The 18,193-nt window shown below is 46.4% G+C and carries 20 protein-coding genes; 15 read left to right on the forward strand and 5 right to left on the reverse strand.

Going from position 1 to position 18,193, the window contains the following annotated elements:
* Nucleotides 1–311 precede the first annotated feature (311 nt).
* From AC0YOA_RS37060 to AC0YOA_RS37070, 3 genes are all read left to right on the forward strand, one after another.
* On the forward strand, nucleotides 312–974 hold the full coding sequence (locus AC0YOA_RS37060; protein ID WP_475790776.1) for a Type 1 glutamine amidotransferase-like domain-containing protein: 663 nt from the start codon (nucleotides 312–314) through the stop codon (nucleotides 972–974).
* A gap of 304 nt (nucleotides 975–1,278) precedes the next feature.
* Nucleotides 1,279–1,434, forward strand: a complete 156-nt coding sequence (locus AC0YOA_RS37065; protein WP_475790777.1) for a hypothetical protein — start codon at nucleotides 1,279–1,281, stop codon at nucleotides 1,432–1,434.
* A gap of 45 nt (nucleotides 1,435–1,479) precedes the next feature.
* Nucleotides 1,480–1,830 (forward strand): dihydrofolate reductase family protein, encoded by a 351-nt coding sequence (locus AC0YOA_RS37070; RefSeq protein ID WP_475790778.1) that lies wholly within the window; start codon nucleotides 1,480–1,482, stop codon nucleotides 1,828–1,830.
* 603 nt (nucleotides 1,831–2,433) lie between these two features.
* Here the strand turns inward: AC0YOA_RS37070 and AC0YOA_RS37075 are convergent.
* Complete coding sequence (locus AC0YOA_RS37075) at nucleotides 2,434–2,796, reverse strand: winged helix-turn-helix transcriptional regulator (protein WP_475790779.1); 363 nt, start codon at nucleotides 2,794–2,796, stop codon at nucleotides 2,434–2,436.
* 292 nt (nucleotides 2,797–3,088) lie between these two features.
* On the opposite strand from AC0YOA_RS37075, the gene AC0YOA_RS37080 reads away from it, so the two are divergent.
* From AC0YOA_RS37080 to AC0YOA_RS37115, 8 genes are all read left to right on the forward strand, one after another.
* On the forward strand, nucleotides 3,089–4,231 hold the full coding sequence (locus AC0YOA_RS37080) for a serine hydrolase domain-containing protein (protein ID WP_475790780.1): 1,143 nt from the start codon (nucleotides 3,089–3,091) through the stop codon (nucleotides 4,229–4,231).
* Nucleotides 4,222–4,797 (forward strand): hypothetical protein, encoded by a 576-nt coding sequence (locus tag AC0YOA_RS37085; RefSeq protein WP_475790781.1) that lies wholly within the window; start codon nucleotides 4,222–4,224, stop codon nucleotides 4,795–4,797. Before AC0YOA_RS37080 ends, AC0YOA_RS37085 begins: the two co-directional genes overlap by 10 nt.
* A gap of 289 nt (nucleotides 4,798–5,086) precedes the next feature.
* Nucleotides 5,087–5,590, forward strand: a complete 504-nt coding sequence (locus AC0YOA_RS37090) for a DinB family protein (protein ID WP_475790782.1) — start codon at nucleotides 5,087–5,089, stop codon at nucleotides 5,588–5,590.
* 310 nt (nucleotides 5,591–5,900) lie between these two features.
* The gene (locus AC0YOA_RS37095) at nucleotides 5,901–6,278 is read left to right on the forward strand and encodes a hypothetical protein (protein WP_475790783.1); all 378 of its coding nucleotides are present in this window, start codon (nucleotides 5,901–5,903) and stop codon (nucleotides 6,276–6,278) included.
* Nucleotides 6,279–6,958: 680 nt separating this feature from the next.
* Nucleotides 6,959–7,738, forward strand: coding sequence for a class I SAM-dependent methyltransferase (locus AC0YOA_RS37100; RefSeq protein ID WP_475790784.1), 780 nt, complete (start codon nucleotides 6,959–6,961; stop codon nucleotides 7,736–7,738).
* A 579-nt stretch (nucleotides 7,739–8,317) separates the two neighbouring features.
* On the forward strand, nucleotides 8,318–8,500 hold the full coding sequence (locus tag AC0YOA_RS37105; protein ID WP_475790785.1) for a hypothetical protein: 183 nt from the start codon (nucleotides 8,318–8,320) through the stop codon (nucleotides 8,498–8,500).
* Nucleotides 8,501–8,678: 178 nt separating this feature from the next.
* Nucleotides 8,679–9,368 (forward strand): reverse transcriptase domain-containing protein, encoded by a 690-nt coding sequence (locus AC0YOA_RS37110; protein WP_475790786.1) that lies wholly within the window; start codon nucleotides 8,679–8,681, stop codon nucleotides 9,366–9,368.
* Between the two features lie 128 nt (nucleotides 9,369–9,496).
* The gene (locus tag AC0YOA_RS37115; RefSeq protein WP_475790787.1) at nucleotides 9,497–9,922 is read left to right on the forward strand and encodes a GNAT family N-acetyltransferase; all 426 of its coding nucleotides are present in this window, start codon (nucleotides 9,497–9,499) and stop codon (nucleotides 9,920–9,922) included.
* A 181-nt stretch (nucleotides 9,923–10,103) separates the two neighbouring features.
* Here the strand turns inward: AC0YOA_RS37115 and AC0YOA_RS37120 are convergent, their stop codons facing one another.
* Both AC0YOA_RS37120 and AC0YOA_RS37125 read right to left on the reverse strand, forming a co-directional pair.
* A complete protein-coding gene (locus AC0YOA_RS37120) occupies nucleotides 10,104–10,745 on the reverse strand; it encodes a transposase (RefSeq protein WP_475790788.1) in 642 nt (213 codons plus the stop codon).
* Nucleotides 10,746–10,872: 127 nt separating this feature from the next.
* Nucleotides 10,873–11,151: an IS110 family transposase gene (locus AC0YOA_RS37125; protein WP_475790789.1), complete on the reverse strand. Its 279-nt coding sequence runs from the start codon at nucleotides 11,149–11,151 to the stop codon at nucleotides 10,873–10,875.
* A gap of 363 nt (nucleotides 11,152–11,514) precedes the next feature.
* Here AC0YOA_RS37125 and AC0YOA_RS37130 point away from each other — a divergent pair, with 363 nt between their 5' ends.
* Entirely contained in the window at nucleotides 11,515–11,916 is a 402-nt protein-coding gene (locus tag AC0YOA_RS37130; RefSeq protein WP_475790790.1) for a GerAB/ArcD/ProY family transporter, read from the forward strand.
* 859 nt (nucleotides 11,917–12,775) lie between these two features.
* Here the strand turns inward: AC0YOA_RS37130 and AC0YOA_RS37135 are convergent.
* On the reverse strand, nucleotides 12,776–13,942 hold the full coding sequence (locus AC0YOA_RS37135) for an MFS transporter (RefSeq protein WP_475790791.1): 1,167 nt from the start codon (nucleotides 13,940–13,942) through the stop codon (nucleotides 12,776–12,778).
* A 233-nt stretch (nucleotides 13,943–14,175) separates the two neighbouring features.
* Nucleotides 14,176–14,619, reverse strand: coding sequence for an Rrf2 family transcriptional regulator (locus AC0YOA_RS37140; RefSeq protein ID WP_475790792.1), 444 nt, complete (start codon nucleotides 14,617–14,619; stop codon nucleotides 14,176–14,178).
* A gap of 746 nt (nucleotides 14,620–15,365) precedes the next feature.
* Here AC0YOA_RS37140 and AC0YOA_RS37145 point away from each other — a divergent pair.
* From AC0YOA_RS37145 to AC0YOA_RS37155, 3 genes are all read left to right on the forward strand, one after another.
* On the forward strand, nucleotides 15,366–15,965 hold the full coding sequence (locus AC0YOA_RS37145; protein WP_475790793.1) for a TetR/AcrR family transcriptional regulator: 600 nt from the start codon (nucleotides 15,366–15,368) through the stop codon (nucleotides 15,963–15,965).
* A gap of 142 nt (nucleotides 15,966–16,107) precedes the next feature.
* Complete coding sequence (locus tag AC0YOA_RS37150; RefSeq protein ID WP_475790794.1) at nucleotides 16,108–17,349, forward strand: DUF418 domain-containing protein; 1,242 nt, start codon at nucleotides 16,108–16,110, stop codon at nucleotides 17,347–17,349.
* 627 nt (nucleotides 17,350–17,976) lie between these two features.
* Complete coding sequence (locus tag AC0YOA_RS37155; RefSeq protein WP_475790795.1) at nucleotides 17,977–18,171, forward strand: peptide-methionine (R)-S-oxide reductase; 195 nt, start codon at nucleotides 17,977–17,979, stop codon at nucleotides 18,169–18,171.
* Nucleotides 18,172–18,193: the final 22 nt, after the last annotated feature.

Below are 18,193 nucleotides of genomic sequence, written 5' to 3' on the forward strand. Positions count from 1 at the left end.
AGTCCCACGGGCACGAACGTTCAATCCCCGGCTATGGCTATCTTACGACCACATAAAAATGAGGTCCACCAGAAAGATCTGGTGACCTCATAATACGAACGGGTACGATAGTGCAAAGACCAGGAACAGATCGCCGCAGCAGGCAACTGTTCCTTTTTCGTTGAAGTAACGGGCAGATAAGATTAGCAATCTGTAAGAAACAATCCGAACTGAAATGTCCTAAAATGTAGTTTATGTAGGCAGACGTCCGCATCCCCGTTTGAAAAGTCTAAAGGAATAAAAATACGCACACAATGACAAGGAGTGAAGTTATGAAATTTCTGCTCACATCTGCAGGCATTAGTAACAAAAGCATACATGACGCGCTGGTTGACATGCTGGGCAAACCGATTGCCGAGTCTAGTGCCCTCTGCATTGCCACTGGGGTGTACGCCATACCCGGTGGTGCAGGCCACGCATGGCAGTTCTTCAGCGGACAAGCCACAACACCGATGTGTGAGCTGGGCTGGAAGTCCATGGGGGTTCTGGAGCTCACCGCGTTGCCTAGCATCGATGAAGAGCTTTGGGTTCCTATGGTCAAGGAGACTGACGTTCTACTAGTGAATGGCGGTGACCCTTTGTATCTGTGTTACTGGATGCGGCAGTCCGGACTGGCAGACCTCTTGCCGTCGCTGAACATAGTCTATGTGGGACTGAGTGCCGGGAGCATGGTGATGGCACCTAACATCGGGAATTTCTTCGTTGGGTGGACTCCACCCAACGGTGGCGATGAAACGCTGGGACTGGTTGATTTTGCAATATTTCCGCATCTGGATCACGAGATGCTGCCGAGAAACACCATGGCTGATGCAGAGAGATGGGCCGCCGGGATGCAGGGGCCGGCGTATGCGATTGATGATCAGACCGCCATCAAAGTGATCGACGGAGCGGTCGAAGTTGTCTCCAAAGGGCATTGGAAACTGTTTTCGCCCTGATATTACTCCGCTGTTTACAAATAATTGGTGGAACCTTAGTGGTAATTATTACGGTCGGTTAGAGGTGCGTTTAGTCGAAAGTGAATGTTGATTACTTTATTAAGCTAAAGGATACAAGAGTTCAGTGAGGCTGCCGCGGGATCGAGCGGCGGCCTCACTTCGCTAACGGGCAGAATTGTTAATTTTTCCATCCACCGTTAAACTAAAGTTGTATTCGGTCGGGCCCGGACTGTGCACATTAGCAATCCATGAGAAACCGGGCCTGCTGTTGGATGATAAAATGAAGACAAAAAGGAGGCTGCATATGGGACGTGTAATCCTGCAGATGAATGTGACACTGGACGGTTGCTGTGACCACACGCAAATGATTGCGGATGAGGAGCTCCACCAGTATACGATGGACATGATGGACCAGTCCGATGGTGGGCTTTTTGGACGTGAAATCTATCAGCTGATGTAGCGTACCTGGCCAGCCATAGCCAGCAGCGGCGTCGGACCTCAATTCATGGTCGACTTCGCACGCAAGCTCGATCAAAAACCCAAGTACGTTTTCTCGCGGACGCTGGATCACGTGTCATGGCAGAACTCTTTCTTGTTGAAGGGGCCTGTTTCCGAGGAGGTGCCACAGCTTACGGCAGAAGGGAAGAACCTACTCGTTAACGGCGGTCCCGGCCTCGGTTCCACCCTGGCACAACTAGGCTTGGTGGATGAGTATCACTTCCTGGTACAGCCAATCGTTGCCGGACGTGGCCCCCAATTATTGGGGGGAGTTCGTGATCGACTGAATCTGAAGCTGACCGGGACCAAACCCTTCGGCTCCGGCGTCGTGCTGCTCCGCTACACGCCCGTTCGTTGACTGCTTGGCTGATCACTTCGGCTTGGCACTGCCAGACGAATACATACGAGCACAAGATGTAGCCGGCAAACATTTGTCGGCTGCTTCGTTATATCACGAGGAGCATCTCTGTTTTAACCCGGTAGGGAGGATATAGTTAATGCGGCGACAGACAGATCTTTCCTCTGCTGAGCGCCTGTTGTGACATCAGTTTGTTGAACTAACGTATCCGATAGCTTAATAAAGACAATTGACGAGGGAGCTACCGGGAAAGCTCCTTTTGCATTTTCTTTGATACAGCTACCACGAACAAATTTACTTTTCTAGCCATGCAAAAAGGGGTCGTGCGAAATCTTCACGGACCCTTTTTTTTGTTAAGGATAAGGTGACTGCACCCTTCCCTATATTTTGAGATACTTGATCCGTGTTCCGAAGGGCAAAGTTTAGGCATTTTGTACAAATGTACTGCTGGGTATTAAGCTGTGGACCTTGCTGAAGCAAAGAGACAAATTGTAACTGCTGTAAAAAGGAGCATAGAAATGCACTAACTGACACACTTGGTCCTAGCCAATATCCATTTGTTAAACAGGGACGGAGGGAATCGCATTGAAAACATACCGAAAATTAATTTGCATCGCCCCGTTGAAGTTGTTCTGCTGATTCATTAACTATCTTTTGATAATTACGACCCCAGACTCGCATTAAATCAATGATGGGTCTTAAGGTATCGCCCAAATCACTTAGTTCATACTCAACTTTTGGAGGAACTTCCGCATATACCTTCCGGGTAATGATACCATCTTCCTCCATAGCCCGCAGGTTCTGGGTTAAAACCTTTTGACTAATTTCAGGTAGCCCTTTTCTTAGTTCTCCGAAACGCTTAGATCCCGTCAACAAATCTCGCATGATGAGAAGCTTCCACTTGTTGCCGATCAAGCCGACGGTCGTTGCAACCGGGCAAATGGGTAATTCCTTCATCGTTATCATTCAATTCTCCCCTCCATTAGTTACCTTTTGGTTCTTATATGATAAAAAGGTGCCTACTTTCAAAACGAATATATTGCTATTATTATAAATCCATCACCGTGAAATGCAATGAGGTAAAGCGAAGGGGGAAAGATTTTCATCGGTAGCTCAGCAAGCTCCAAAGACCTGCCTACTGGCTAGCGATCTCTTCTCCTATTGACATGATAGAGCAGTTCCCAATAATGAAGGAAGAATCGGCACCTTTGCGTTCCCGGCGGCACTCCACTACTCTTTGTTGAAAGGATGAGGAATCATGGATTTCAAACCGCTATCCCAATTCATCGATCACATCACCTCTTGGCGCATTCCGTGGGCCGAGGTTCTCGTGATGCAGAACAATGTTCCGGTGTTCCATTACCGCAACGGCTTCGCCAACTTGGAAGAAAAGACCCCAATCGACGAGTCGCACATCTTCAACATCTACTCGATGACGAAGATCTTAACGTGTACGGCTGCTCTTCAACTCGTGGAGCGAGGCGCGATGCTGCTAAGCGATCCTCTGGCGGAATATCTGCCGGAATACGCCGAGATGACGGTAAAGAGGACGCTGACGAACGGCGGAATCGAGCTAGCGCGTGCGACGCGCCCGATCACGGTGCGCGATCTGTTCGTCATGACGGCCGGCTTCTCCTACGACATTGAAGCGCCTTCCATAAAGGAAGTCGTCCATCGTACGAACGGTAAAGTACCGACACGCGAATTCGCGGCGGCGCTTGCGAAGGAGCCGCTGCTGTTCGATCCGGGCACGCACTGGAACTACAGCCTGTGTCATGACGTTCTCGCGGCTCTCGTCGAGGTGGTGGACGGCCGGCGGTTCGGCGCATATGTGCGTGATGTGATTACCGGACCGCTCGGCATGCGCGACACGGGCTTTGATCTGACTGAGGAGCAGCTTGCTCGTCTGGCTCCGCAGTACGAGTACAACGATGCGTTGGGTAAACCAGTTCGCATGGACGAGAATCGTTACCGGCTCGGGACGGAATATGAGAGCGGCGGCGGAGGCCTGTTCTCGACCGTAAGCGACTATGCCCGGTTCCTGAATGCTTTGACCAACCGCGGCACAAGTGCGGATGGCGTACGCATTCTGTCGCCGGCGTCCGTGAATCTGATGCGGACCGATCATCTGAACGAAAACACGCGCATCGATTACAACCGGGGGCGTATGGACCGCTACGGCTATGGCTACGGGCTGGGCGTCAGAACCCATCTCTCGAACGCCAGCAGCGGATCGCTGAGTCAAGTCGGCGGCGAATTCGGCTGGTCCGGTGTGGCCGGATGTCTGGCGATCATCGATCCGGAATCCCGGCTGACGATCATGTACGCCCAGCATTTGCTGAACAGCCAGAAACCCTATGTGCATCCCCGGTTGAGAAATATTGTGTACGCTTGCCTGTAAGCTCGGCAGGCAGACATAGAACAGGTCCAGGACACGCAGCGTATCTGGACCTGTTCTTTCAGGTTCGTGTGGCACTAGATGATCTGGAAGAATCGATTGCCAGCGGCCAGTCGCTGTATTTCGGATATCTGGGAATCAGAGTTGGGGTATCGGTCGGAAAAAAGATTGTGGAGGGGTTGAGAATAAGGCGGCTTATAGGAATTTTTTTTCTTCTCTGTTTTGTTTTTTTGGGTGGTTGTAAAGAGTCAAGTGATATTTATGAGGGTACTGCAAAAAGTGAAATTGAGCTTATTAAAAATAACAGTAATACTGAATTTATGTACGAATACAGAGGCAAAAGCGAAAATTGGGTTGCAGTTTATGTGTTTTATAAGATGAAAAATGAAGAGCATCATCTCTCAAAACCATTCTTGAAGTATATTGGTACTGATGAGACTCCAACGGGTCAATTAAGTCATGTGTTTACGGCGGGCCGCGAGACAGGAAAAGGAACTCAATTCGCTAGTTCTAAAAATGGAATATACATTTTAGGGTACTTATGGGAGTGGGGGACTTGGTCCTGCTGAGTTTTCAATTTATGATGCAAGTGATATGGAATGGTAAAACTGAGGAAATTGATTTAGAACCAAATTTTTAATATCTAACGCTATTATGCTAACTGGGCACGATAGCACAATACAAATATGAGGCAGCTGATCATGATCGATCGGCTGCCTCTTTTCAGCTAACAGGCAGGTTTACGCAAATGCCACTATAATAAAAATAGGTCCATTTCCTCTCCATAAAGAGGAGTGTCCTACCTTTACACGCGAACGTTTGTTTGCTAAAATTTAGTAAAAATGGGAGGTGTGCTACTTGGACAGTTCAAGTATCGTTATTGATTTGCTATTAATTAAATACAAAGCGGATCAGAAATGGACTCGCATTGTGATTGAGCAATTATCTGAAGAGGATCTCTCCTGGTCACCGACGTCTGAGAGCAACAGCATAGCTAATTTGATATCGCACATATCAGGGGCAGCAGGTTATTGGTTTGATGCCGCTTACTACGGCGCTTCATTGAACGAGTATAGGAGCATCGAATTCGAACGAGGGTTGCAAATGTCGAAAGATCAGGCACTGGAAATTTCGAAGATGTCATATGATTCCATTATTGGGGTTCTCGAATTGATGAAAGCAAACCCTGAACGACTGCTGGAACAGCCGTATTTAAACTATCCGCCGTTCGACTCAGGTGCCTTGAACAATCAATGTACCGTTCTAGAAATGCTTTTACATCAATTCAGACATTTACCTAGTCACACGGGCCAAATTATATACATAGCAAAAATGAGAAAGGGGCATTTAGTGTGGAACTGAAACTTCGTTCTGCGTATTTAACCATTCCCATCAGTAACTTCAATAACTCTGTGAAGTGGTATGGTGATCATTTTGGTTTTGAAGTAATAACTGAAGATCCCCATTACATAGAGTTACAAAATGACTCCGGTTTTAACTATTTGGCAAAATCATGAAGTTGGCTCAGAGGAAATGTCCACTTGTATATTAATATTCAAAAAAGGAGATACCGGCTTTGAGCAAAAAAGTAGATTATAAAAAAGATTATAAGCAACTTTATATGCCAAGAACAGTGCCAGAAATAAACAATAAATAAAATTGGGGTGAGAAAGTGATTATTGCATTGATTGGAAGTGTAACTTTTTTGGCAGTTGCTATTGGGTACATATTGTTAGCTATGGGTTTACCTTACGGAGAATTTGCAATGGGCGGTAAGTATAAAGTAATGCCAAAACAAATGAGAGTTGCATGTGCCATTTCGGTATTAATTCAGTTGGTTGGAATCATGTTTATACTACAAGCAGGGAATGTAATCTCGATAGATGCTTTAGAAACAAGTGCAAAAGGAGTATGTTACTTTTTTGCATTTTATTTAATAGTGAATACCTTTATGAATGCTTTGTCCAAAAGTAAAAAGGAAAAGCTTGTTATGACACCATTAGCTTTTCTCACAGCGATTTGTTTTCTAATTACTGCGATGAATGGTTAGATAATTTGATGGATGTTCAGCTATACCAGCTAATAGCTTATCAAGATTTAATTATTAATGAACCAAAAGAGGGATGTTATATTGGTAAAAGGGAATGGCAAATAACCGCCCCATAGATTTTGGGAAGGTTTTCCTCAATCTCTAAGTATTTCTTTTTAGTCTAAGCGGAAGGTTTCTTTCTTGGTTAAGATTGCATATATATCGGAAGGTCTTACCGTGGGGCATTCCTCGATCTGAAAAAGCTTGTGCGTGACTTTCTCCTTTCGATACATCCAATCCAATGACAGGGTTCATTAAACCACTCCTTATACGATAGTAGCCGGAAACCCCTACCCTTCTTGTCGTCCACATTATCGTATGTGATTCGGAATCATCGTCCCAACCAGCCTAATCATGGCAAGTAAGGGGATGAATAGTATAGCTCTCGGGATCCCAGTCCCACGGGCACGAACGTTCAATCCCGGGCTATGGCTATCTTACGACCATATAAAAATGAGGTCGACCAGTAAGTTCTGGTGACTTCATAATACGATGGGCACGACAGCGCAATACCGAAGGACTGCCGAACCGCGTTCCTTCGCTCAAACGGGCAGTAATATTGAAAAAACGCCGTAACATTCGGCTTAATGGTAAATTGGATATAAGGCGATTTCAGCAGAGCGAAGGCGGGGTATAATCTTATGGAATTATACGATGTAATTGGAGTGGAATATGATACGTCACGTAAAGCAGACCCACAGATCACACAACGATTAATTAACAATCTTCAGGGTTTTCAAAGTTCACGAATTCTTGATGTTGCCTGTGGAACCGGGAATTATACTTATGCCTTATCGCAAATGGGACTGGATATGACCGGTACAGACATATCAGAGGAAATGCTACATACAGCACGTAATAAATCCAATCAAGTATCTTGGGACAAAGCGGATGTAATTAATTTGCCGTACCAAGATGGGGAATTCTCAGGTGTGACATGTATTTTGGCAATTCACCATTTTGAAAATTTATATAAAGCATTCCAGCAGGTATATAGGGTTATGAGCAAAGGAAGGTTTGTACTCTTTACTTCCTCTCCAGAACAAATGCAGCATTATTGGCTAAACGAGTATTTTCCTAAAGCAATGGTGGATTCGTGCAGTCAGATGCCCAAGATTCCGCTAGTAGTTGATAATTTAAGGCAGGCGGAGTTTAAAATCGTGGGACTTGAAACATTTTTAGTCCAACCAAACTTGCAGGATTTTTTTCTTTACAGTGGCAAATACGAACCAAGCATGTATCTAAACCCAAAGGTGCGTGCGGGCATTTCTACCTTTGCAAATTTGGCGTCTCAAGATGAGATACATGCTGGTTGTATTAGACTGAAATCCGATATTGAAAACGGAAGAATACAAGAGGTCATCGACCGATACAGTAGTGATATGGGTGATTACATTTTTGTGGTAGCTGAAAAAAGATAAAGTATGCTGGGCACATTAGTGAGGAGCATGCCGCGCGGCAGCTCCTTTTTCGTTTGGCGTGCCCAGAGGCACGCATTATCTAGTTGGTGAAAGTCCAACCAAGGGAGGGACCAAGCCACCCTTGTAGCTAGGATGCTTGCGCATGGCGAAATCTGTGCGTAAAAGCGCATCGACAAAAGTACTTGTCGGAGACAAGGCGAGCAACATACCAGGCCGTAACATGAAGTGAATCCTGCCGCATCGTCAAAAAGGCCTCGCGAGAGGAAAAAGGGGAAGCCGAGTCTTGCAAACGTAGACGAAGGCCAAGGAAGCTGTGCAGAACTTGGAACAACAGCGAAGGATCTCCCGGTGTAATGGGATCGGCATGGTATGAAAGATAATGCAGTGAACTGGGGAGACCCTCCCCTGCACGAAAGCTTTTTTTTCGTAGCGAGAGACTCTATAAGTCAAAAAGACGAAGTGAGCCATCTGCAGGAAGGGAGTCCGAGGGGTGCATAGTACCGAAGAATGCAGGACAACACAACCTGCGGGAGGAAAGGCGCCCTGCTTTGTTCAAGCTTTTCAAGGAGGTACGAGTGAGTGAATGCCAAATGGCTAACGACACCTAGGGAAAAAGTTCAACAACTCCAAGAGAAGCTAGGTCATGCTGCCAAGATCAGCAAGCGTAGAAAATTTCATGCACTGTACGACAAGGTTCATCGACTGGATGTCCTTCAGGAAGCGTGGCGAAGAGTGAGTGCAAAAAGGGTGCGGCAGGCGTAGACGGTGAGACCATGGCTGATATTGCAAAGATAGGTGAAGATCAATTCGTCGCACTATGCCAAGAACAACTGTTGAAGAATAGCTACCGTCCCCAGCCCGTTCGTCGCCACTACATTCCGAAGAAAGATGGACGAAAAGTCCGCTGGGCATTCCGACGGTGAGAGACCGCGTCGTACAAATGGCAACGAAACGGATTGTCGAACCGATCTTTGAAGCCGATTTTCAGGAATGCTCGTATGGCTTTCGACCAAAGCGCGGCGCAAAACAAGCGCTCGAGCGAATCCGCAAAGCATGCAACCGTAAAGGCAATTGGGTGGTCGACGTCGACATCCAAGGCTACTTCGACAACATTGACCAAGAAAAACTGATGAAGCTGGTGGAAATGAGAATCAGCGACAGACGTATACTCAAGCTGATCCGGCAATGGCTCGGAGCAGGCGTGATGGAGGAAGGGCAAGTAAGACGGACCGACCTTGGCACGCCGCAAGGCGGCGTGATATCGCCGTTACTTGCGAACATCTACCTGAACTACTTCGATCTATTGTGGGAGAAACATGGCAAAGGAGTCGGAGAATTGACGCGGTACGCAGACGATTTCGTCGTGGTATGCAAGACAAGGAAGGACGCGCAACATGCGTTTAAGCTTATACAAACGATTATGGCGCGATTGGAACTGACCTTGCATCCGGAGAAAACGCGGATTGTGGGGCTATGGACGGGAGAAGAAGGGTTTGACTTCCTCGGCATGCACCACCGGAAGACAAAAGCGGAAACGGGACAGAAACATGTGTATTACACGACCCAACAATGGCTCTGCGTAAAAGCAGAGAAGCAGGAGGGGCTGAAATTATTCAGTCCCTTACTCTAGTTGAAGTAACTGGCAGGAGAGTTCAGGAAATTCGCGAATACTCCAAGTTAGCAATTCTTGAGGAAATCGTAAATAAGACGTAAGACGAAATTAATGCAACGAATAAGACTAACCTACAGGAGGATCTTATGTCAAATGCCCTTAAGATAATTAAAAGCACAAATGATGAAACAAATTATGTAAGAAAAAAACTTATTGAGTTCAATTCAAAACATGTACCAAACGGTATTTATGAAGAAGTTAATTTATGCTTGAAGGATGACAAAGAAGAAGTTATTGCCGGTCTCAATAGTGCAATATGTTGGAACTGGATGGAGATTGATATTTTATGGGTGAATAATGACCATCGTGGAAAAGGACTCGGTAAAAAATTATTGGAAAAAGCAGAACAATTAGCAAGAGAAAAGGGTTGTACATTCATTAAATTAAATACATTCAGTTTTCAAGCTCCTGAATTTTACAAAAAATATGGATATAAAGTAATCGCAATCATCGAAGATGCTCCTTTAGGAAATAAACACTATTACTACAAGAAGGATCTTAACGAAGTGTAAAGAAGAGGTATTAACATCGCCACACCGGTCCATACGCTCAAAAATCCCTTCAAACAGGATTCTGCATTCAGCCCCCATGAAAATTTGTTACTGTAAAAAGACAATAGTAAAGAAGTCGCCGCGCACTCCTTTTTTAAAAAGGGCGCTGCGCCCGAAATGAAGAAAATAGGATTTTGAATAATTAGGAAACTTCCGTTATGGTCACAGAATAACCTAAGTTTTCTAGTCGCCGAACTGCGTATTTTACAATAGATTGTTGCTTCTGTTTGTCAAAATAATCTTCTCCGAGGTCCACGTACATTTCTTCACGTGTTAATAGATAGTAGGCTATTCTCAACGTGGCATGGGTAACGTTTATGGCAGCTCGTTTTTTGCCTTTTCGTGCAGCTGTACGTCTATACATAGCACCTAGGTCGATTTTGGACGCTGCAACAGAATGGGCGGCTTCAACTAGGGCAGACTTCAGATATTTGTTTCCGTTTTTGGCTTTGGCTGACTTCCTTTTTCCGGCACTTTCGTTATGTCCAGGTACGAGTCCAGCCCATGAGCATAAATGCGCAGCATTAGGAAACTGTTTCTTACTATCCGTCCCAATTTCCGCTAAGATTTGTTCCGCCATTCGAGTGGCTATCCCGGGGATTGAATCTAAACGGTCGACTTCGTCACGACAGTGAACGACTCTCGTAGCGACTTCTTGATCGAGTAGGATGATCTGTTCACTTAAAAAATCAATGTGATTTAAAATGGTTTTTATCATTAGCCGTTGATGAGGGTTTACATAACCTTGTAGAGCCAGTTCAAGATCATCTTTCTTTCGTTTCATGGAGCGTCTACGAAGTTCGCTAGTTTCTCAGGATCGTCTTCACCATTAGCGATGACACGGAGCATATCACGAGAGGAGACGCCCATAATATCAGAGACAACAGAGCCGAGTTTAATATTTGCTCCTTCTAACTCGTTTTGAATTCGGTTGTGTTGTCGGGCTCTTTCTTCAATGATACTGCGGCGGTACCGACAAGTTCACGAAGTTCCCGTTGATTTCGATTTGGAATGAAACTGGCTTTGAGTAGTCCATGGCGAAGAAGCTTGGCAATCCATTCCGAATCTTTGACATCTGTTTTACGTCCAGGAAGTGCTTTCCTATGCTGAGCATTCACCACTAAAAATTCAATGCCTTCAGCTTCAAGCAGGTTGACAACAGGCTTCCAAAATACCCCTGTGCTTTCCATGGCAACGTGAGTATCTCTATTTTCTCCATCAGCTGCACTCCGGAATTCTTGACATTCCCTACATCTTTCGAAACAGGGTATTTGATCATTTGTGCTGCAGGATACGGAACAAGCAACGACTTAGCGTGATATATATGGGCTTGTGGGCTCGGTATCCAGGATTATCTTTTGCCGGCATGAGCGAACGAATTCTCGGACCGGTATTCGGGAAGGCCGTATCGCTCCTTTTTGTTTTCTGTTCATTTATCGGGGGAGCGGCGGTCTTTATTATGTCGGCAATTTTTTCACCACCCAAATTATTCAAGAGACACCGATTATATCCATTAACATTCTGTTCGCAGTCATTGTCGTGATGGGATCCGCATGGGGGTCGAAGCGCTTGGCCGCTCTGCAGAGCTGGTGTTGCCCTGGTTCATTGTCACTCTCCTGATTTTGATCCTCTCCTTATGCCCGAATATAAACATTGAGAATATTGAACCCATTTTGGAGGCGAAGCCGGGGTCTATCTTTTGGGCGGGTGTTAACTTTGCAGGAACTGCTTCGATGCCGATCGTCTTTATGTTCATGCTATTCCCAAGGGTCCGGGATATGGAGAAGGCGAGGAAAGGATTGCTTTTTGCCTTTATCGTAGGCGGAGTGTGCGTATTTCTTGTCACGCTGCTCTGCATTCTAGTGCTCGACACCGATATTACATCGAGAAGCATGTTCCCGAACTTCCTACTCGCCAAGCGAATCAATATAGGCAATTTTCTCCAGCGCATCTAAGTGATTATGGCGGGCATGTGGTTCGTGACGACTTACTATAAGACAAGCATATATTTCTATGGGGTGGTGACCGGCTTGGCAGAGATACTTCGGTTGAAGGATTACCGGTCCCTGACATGGCCGATGGGAATCATTATGGTACTTTATTCCCTGGTGGTATACCCCGATGTGATCTACATGCAGAATTGGGATTCTACCACATACATTCCTTATATTATGGTTATGGGTTTTGTAATTCCACTTTTTTTGCTGGCGATAGGGTTTGTCAGATCTCGTAGGCAGCAGGGGCCGTAAAAGCGTGGCCTGCCCTCAACTATACATCAAACAAATCGAAGCCGAATGTTGAAGTAATAATAGATAATTTGTTAATTTTCTCTTAGTTAACACAGCAATCCATGAGAATCGCATCACTCGGTAACGATCAACAAGCAATGATTATGTATAATATGATGACCGTTCCATTTGGAACAATACGAGCAGCTGATCAATTTGTAATTCATGATAGAAAAATCAAATTACACAGATTGGTTTTCGATACTTATGAAGTACGTAAAGCCGAAGAAAAGTAGATTAGGATGAGTTAAACTGCGAGCGGTAGCGAACGATTTTATATCGATTCGGGACAAACCTATTCCGCTGTCGGTAGCTTTTTTTAATGTTAAACATTTATGATTCTATGTCTATTTACGGAAAACAATACAACTTCATGTCTCACGGAAATGACAAGAAGTTGTATCCATAAAATAAAAAACCGGCAGGTTGTTATGGATATATGTTCTTGTCCTCCGACAGAAAGCCTCCTCTGCTATGCCGGCTCAGGTTTGCAGAGGAAGCGATTGTCCGGTCGCGGACATTTTTCTTATTCGATCAGGGAGTGGTCCTTCTTCCGGCTTAACTCGTCATGCCGCCGGGTAAACTGAAAAACGACAAGACCGATGAGGTTGGCAGTCCCTCCGACGATTCCAAGCCAGGTGACGGATCCATAATGGATAAAAAGGCCGCCGATGATGGAGCCGAGAGCCGATCCCACATAGAGTGTGGAACTATGCAAAGAAAGCACAACCCCTGAATTTTTTCCGGATAATCCAATCAGTCTGTGCATCTGCGCCGGATTGAATGTAAAACCGGCGAAACCCCATAAAGCCATTGCCGCTATGCCGAGAGCGACGGAATTGAAGAAGGATAAGGTAACGACCGCAATCGTCAACAGGACAAGCGCCAAAACGATGGTTCGGGCAGGACCGTACCGGTCTGCAGCGAAGCCCCCGAAGTTGACGCCAAGAAAGCTGGCGATGCCCATAATGAGCAGCATAACCGTAATCGTATTTTCTCCGGCACCGACTCTGCCGAATATATCGGCAACATAGGTGTATACGACGTAAATGCCGAAAGCCCAGGCCAGCGTTATCGTTAATGCGGCCAGAATGGTCGGGTTTTTTAGGAAAGACAGCCTTTCCGACAGAGTGACGGATGTGGGTGCCGAAATGGCGGAAAAAAACAATCGAATGCAGACGGTGGCGACCAGGGCGATAATGCCGACAAACCAAAAGGTCGTTTTCCAATCAAAAACCGAGGCAATCCAATTGCCAAGCGGGACGCCTAAGATTAATGCGACGGTATTCCCGCCAATGACGATGGACAGCGCCTGTCCCCGCTTTTCCGGAGCCGCAAGGGTAGAAGCGCTGTGAGTGGCTGCCGGTGCAAAGAGTCCGGCGCCCGCGGCAGCGACGATTCGTCCGACGAGAATGAGACCATAGCTGGAAGCCACACCGCAGAGAATATTGCCCAGGGCAAAAATAAATAAGGCATACGTCAATACTTTGCGCCGTTCGGCAACTCCGGTAAGTGTCGTTAAAACAGGAGAACCAAGAGCATATGCAATCGAAAATGCGGTTACCAGCTGCCCGGCCGCAGATACAGAGGTATGCAAATCCTGGGCAAGAGCGGGCAGCAGGCCGGCAATCATAAAACCATCCGTTCCGATGACAAAGGTGCCGATTGCGAGGATAAAGATACGATAATTCATGAGGGATCTCCTTTCAAGTACAAGAGTGGGGTTCAAAGCAATCGATACCGTTCCATTGGATTGCACAAGGAGGAGGCGACAAATCAAAAGCACTGATTCAGTTACATTGATTAACAAAAAAAATGCCCGCAGAAATCAAGGATACCAACCCCTTTTCATTGATCGCCAAACACAAAGGTTAGCCGGGAGACCTTTCAAAAACCCTTTTTCTCCGGCTAACCTGCAGTTTCTCATCACGATCGTTGACTCTCAGCTAGCGTATCATGCAGCAGACTGGAGACGGTTACTTGTTCGAGCTCATGCTTTAAGGCCAATTCCGATCTCGTAAGGATCGGATTCAGGGCAGGTTGTATCCCTTTGCCAATCAGACATTTCGGATTCGGCGAACTGTGATGAAGCTCGAAGAGCGGCTTTTCCACAACGGCCTCATAGACATCCCGCAAAGTAATGGAATCCGGATGCCTGGCAAGCTTACATCCCGGGGTGTTCCCTCCGTGCTGAACGATGACTAAGTTGGCGTCATGAAGCGATTTTAGAATGCGGCGAATAAAAACCGGACTGGTGTTCACGCTCTGTGCAATACGATCGGAGGTAACAAAGGTGTCGTTATCTTCGGTCATTTGCGCGATCCACGATAATATGTGCAGAGCGACTGCGTACCTGCTGACTACGGCCATCTGAACGTCCCCCTTTCAACAATACCAGTATAGTTACAATGAAGTTTCAGGTCAAGGAGAATCGTCGGTATACAGTTATAATCACAAAATTTGGAATTTTATACATATGTAAATATGTACATAAAAAACCAGCCCTATTTAAGCTGGACTTAAACGAACAGTTAGCATCCGAAGCCGTACTTTAACGAACTACCTCATAAAAGTCGGATTTTGTACATATGTACGAACTTGAAAAAGCTGCCGAATTCTGTTTTATCGTCGGCGACAATCAACAAGAACTTGATGTCATAAATGACAAGAACTTTATCTCATTCCCCTACAGACATTACAAAAAATAACCATCGTCGCTTGGATGGTTATTTTTTATTTTAGACTACCGACACTTTGTCGACAGTCTGGAGCATCAAAAAAAAATGATGCCTATTAGTTTGTTTTAACTCAATCAACCTTGTTAATGAGATATCGATTCTTTCAGAACCTCTCTAAAACTCATCGGAGGTCGACTGATTAAATTAGTTAGTGCAGGATCAACTTGTGCGAAATCACCCTGACGACTCGCTAGAAACATTCCCATCCGCATATTTATGACGCGGGCTTAGGCATTTGTGGGCCGCTGGTTTTAAACTTTCCGAGGGGATGGATGTACCGAAGGAGCTGGAAGTGAAGTTTCTCATATCAGAGTTGCAAATCGGTTGCTATCATTTTATAATGAATAAACATTCAATCATAAAAAAAAAGGAGACCCTATGCCGCGAACAAAGGAACAGTTCGAGTACTTACGCTCCGTCACGAAAAACAAAATCCGTTCGGCCGGTTTGCAATTGTTCTCTCACAAGGGTTTGAAGGGGACGAACGTGCAAGAAATTGCTGCCGTAGCCGGCATCAGTACGGGATTGATGTATCAGCATTATAAAACAAAAGAGGATCTATTCCACGATTTAGTCAATACGGCGATCCAAGAAATGAAGGCGATCGAATTTTTGCTGGAAGCCGACGAACGCCCGTCCGGCATTTTCAAACTATTATCCGGCGCTATGATGCGTGAAATGAGCAAGAATGACGAGTCCGCGCAGTATCTGGTGTTGGTTGCACACTCTTTGCTGATGGGTGATTTGGACCCGAAGACAGCGGGAGCGCATAATGCCCAATTATTCGAGCGAGTGGCGATTCTAATTAGAAAAGGACAGTCCATGGGGGATTTGCGTCCCGGCGATCCGTATCAAATGACGCTGCTGTTCTTCTCGATGGTGCAGGGTTTAGCTGTGTTGAAGCTTTCGTTAAAGGAACGATTCGTATGCCCAGATGCGGACATGTTGACGGCGTATTTGATCATGGATACGAACTGACCGGAGCCAACCTGTTGTATGCGTGCCGATTATCCAGATCCAATGGAGCGCTGTTGGCTAAAATGGCCGACGCTCTTTTTTTGAATTATTATTGAATGAAAATTTATTCATCAAAATAAACTATTGATAAGGGGATTAAACCATGATAAACGAAACCGCAGGACCTGTCCCAAAACAGGATCGGGCTCTCGCGCCGGATTTGGCAAGAGGAGTCATGCTGCTATTTATCGCGTTGGCCAACTGCGCCGGAGTCTTCTTTGCCACCGCTCCCGGCGTCGATCCCAACCCGCAAGGATGGGAGCGAATCTATAATCTATTCTCGTTTATGTTTCTCCATGCACGGACATACCCCATGTTCGCCTTCATGTTCGGATATGGGATGATTCAGCTTGCGATGCGTCAGCAGGCGGCGGGAAGAAGTCCGCTTGAAGTGCGTATGATATTGCTGCGCCGTAATGGTTGGCTTCTCGGTTTCGGTCTCATTCATGGCGTATTGCTCTATTCCGGCGACATTCTTGGCGCATACGGAGTAGCGGGGCTGCTGTTCGTCTTCCTGCTGCTGAATCGAAGCGAACGTATCTATCGATTGGTATTCTGGTATTGGGGGCTCCTGATCGTCTACTGTCTGGTCTTGATGATTTGGATTGCCATTAATCTCGCCAACGGGTCTACGGAAACGGCTGTAATTGTTACAAGCCCGTTTCCTTCGTCTTTGTCGCCGTCGTATTCCGTCTCCTTTACGGAAAGACTGAACGAATGGCCGATGCATACGGCTTTAATGTCCGTCTCGATTGTCATTATCGGTCTCGGTGCTTGGTGCGCGAAACGGCGGATACTGGAAAACCCCGCGAACCATCTTCGGATGCTGAGCTGGTGTGCCGTGATCGGGATCGCAGCGGCTGCAATCGGCGGTTTACCGATGGGGCTGCTTAATCTTGGCGTTCTTCACGCCGATGCGGATACCGCGCCGTTGATCAAATTGCTTTATGAAACGATCGGCACGTTCGGAGGGGTGGGCTATGTCTCCGTGTTCGGATTGATCGCCTATGCAATGACCAAATACCCGGCATGTGCTAAAAGCCGGATCGTACGGGCCATTACGGCGCTTGGGCAGCGGTCATTAAGCGGCTATCTGTTTCAATCGATCGTGTGGATGGTCGTCGTATCGCCGTTCACGCTGCATCTAGGCGCGCATTTCGAGCGTTTGACCTTGGTTGCGATCGGAACAGCCGTGATCACTTGGCTCGCAAGCGTAATTGCGGCTTATTATATGGATCGGTACGGAAAGCGGGGGTGGGTCGAAGTGCTGCTCCGGAGATTAACCTACGGACGCTTCTACCGTAAAGGCGTTGTCGACGAAGGCCGGGTAAAGGCAGGATTGTAGAAAATTGCACTAATGGCAGCAACCAAGGGAGATAAAAAGAAAGGGCCATCCCGCAAAGGATGGCCCTAAAACTTGCCGTTACAGACGGCACGTCGAACCGTATCATAAGTAGGGCGAGATTTCGCACGCAAAATCAGTCCGCAGATTATCGGGTGTAAAATTCTCTGTTTGCTAAGATGAGATGGAAGGGTGGTCATTACAATGGACTCGATTCAGAACATGAACAAGGCACACTAGCCTATATTGAGGAGAATTTCCTCAGCTTATTGCCCTATCCCTAATTACGCAAAGAAGCTACTTTAAATACGAGGCATAAGTGTCAGCGTCTTACTGTTTTCTCGGTGAGATCGGTTTCATCTATCCACAACCTCGTATCTAGGCCTTGCGCGTTTTTTTGCAGTACGTTGGCTCCCGCAAAATCCGGACAAGGCTGATCTGGTAAGTCAGGACGCGGCAAATGTACTGCTTAGTTCAACAGTAAAAAACAACAGGTTTGAGTCACGCATACCGCGGGTATAATGGTTGAGGATCTCACGAAGCTCTAAGTTAGTTGGAAAAACATTGCCTTTCCAATGCGGTCATGGGACATCCTAGACATGGAGCTTCGAGAGATCACCGATATGCAGCTTGGGTCTAGTCTTTGGGTGGCCAAGTTTCACGAGCCGATCGTTTCCGCAAACATCAACGAGTTGCGGGACACCTCCCATGGGAATGATAAGGACCGAGGTTAGATCTACTCACGGCGACAGCCATCTCGGTTACGTCTTCCCGGATGGCCCGGCTAATCGCGGTGGCCTACGCTACTGCATCAATTCCGAGTAGCTCCGATTCATCCATCGCGACG

It is taken from the genome of Paenibacillus sp. JT22N12, from assembly GCF_056269365.1.

Bases quoted from the DNA above. Each gene is read 5' to 3' on its own strand.
- AC0YOA_RS37070 (WP_475790778.1), top strand. From the start codon at position 1,480: ATGGTCGACTTCGCACGCAAGCTCGATCAAAAACCCAAGTACGTTTTC.
- AC0YOA_RS37120 (WP_475790788.1), bottom strand. From the start codon at position 10,745: ATGAAACGAAAGAAAGATGATCTTGAACTGGCTCTACAAGGTTATGTA.
- AC0YOA_RS37125 (WP_475790789.1), bottom strand. From the start codon at position 11,151: ATGGAAAGCACAGGGGTATTTTGGAAGCCTGTTGTCAACCTGCTTGAA.
- AC0YOA_RS37100 (WP_475790784.1), top strand. From the start codon at position 6,959: ATGGAATTATACGATGTAATTGGAGTGGAATATGATACGTCACGTAAA.
- AC0YOA_RS37065 (WP_475790777.1), top strand. From the start codon at position 1,279: ATGGGACGTGTAATCCTGCAGATGAATGTGACACTGGACGGTTGCTGT.
- AC0YOA_RS37140 (WP_475790792.1), bottom strand. From the start codon at position 14,619: ATGGCCGTAGTCAGCAGGTACGCAGTCGCTCTGCACATATTATCGTGG.
- AC0YOA_RS37145 (WP_475790793.1), top strand. From the start codon at position 15,366: ATGCCGCGAACAAAGGAACAGTTCGAGTACTTACGCTCCGTCACGAAA.
- AC0YOA_RS37150 (WP_475790794.1), top strand. From the start codon at position 16,108: ATGATAAACGAAACCGCAGGACCTGTCCCAAAACAGGATCGGGCTCTC.
- AC0YOA_RS37080 (WP_475790780.1), top strand. From the start codon at position 3,089: ATGGATTTCAAACCGCTATCCCAATTCATCGATCACATCACCTCTTGG.
- AC0YOA_RS37075 (WP_475790779.1), bottom strand. From the start codon at position 2,796: ATGATAACGATGAAGGAATTACCCATTTGCCCGGTTGCAACGACCGTC.
- AC0YOA_RS37110 (WP_475790786.1), top strand. From the start codon at position 8,679: ATGGCAACGAAACGGATTGTCGAACCGATCTTTGAAGCCGATTTTCAG.
- AC0YOA_RS37135 (WP_475790791.1), bottom strand. From the start codon at position 13,942: ATGAATTATCGTATCTTTATCCTCGCAATCGGCACCTTTGTCATCGGA.
- AC0YOA_RS37130 (WP_475790790.1), top strand. From the start codon at position 11,515: ATGGGGGTCGAAGCGCTTGGCCGCTCTGCAGAGCTGGTGTTGCCCTGG.
- AC0YOA_RS37115 (WP_475790787.1), top strand. From the start codon at position 9,497: ATGTCAAATGCCCTTAAGATAATTAAAAGCACAAATGATGAAACAAAT.
- AC0YOA_RS37060 (WP_475790776.1), top strand. From the start codon at position 312: ATGAAATTTCTGCTCACATCTGCAGGCATTAGTAACAAAAGCATACAT.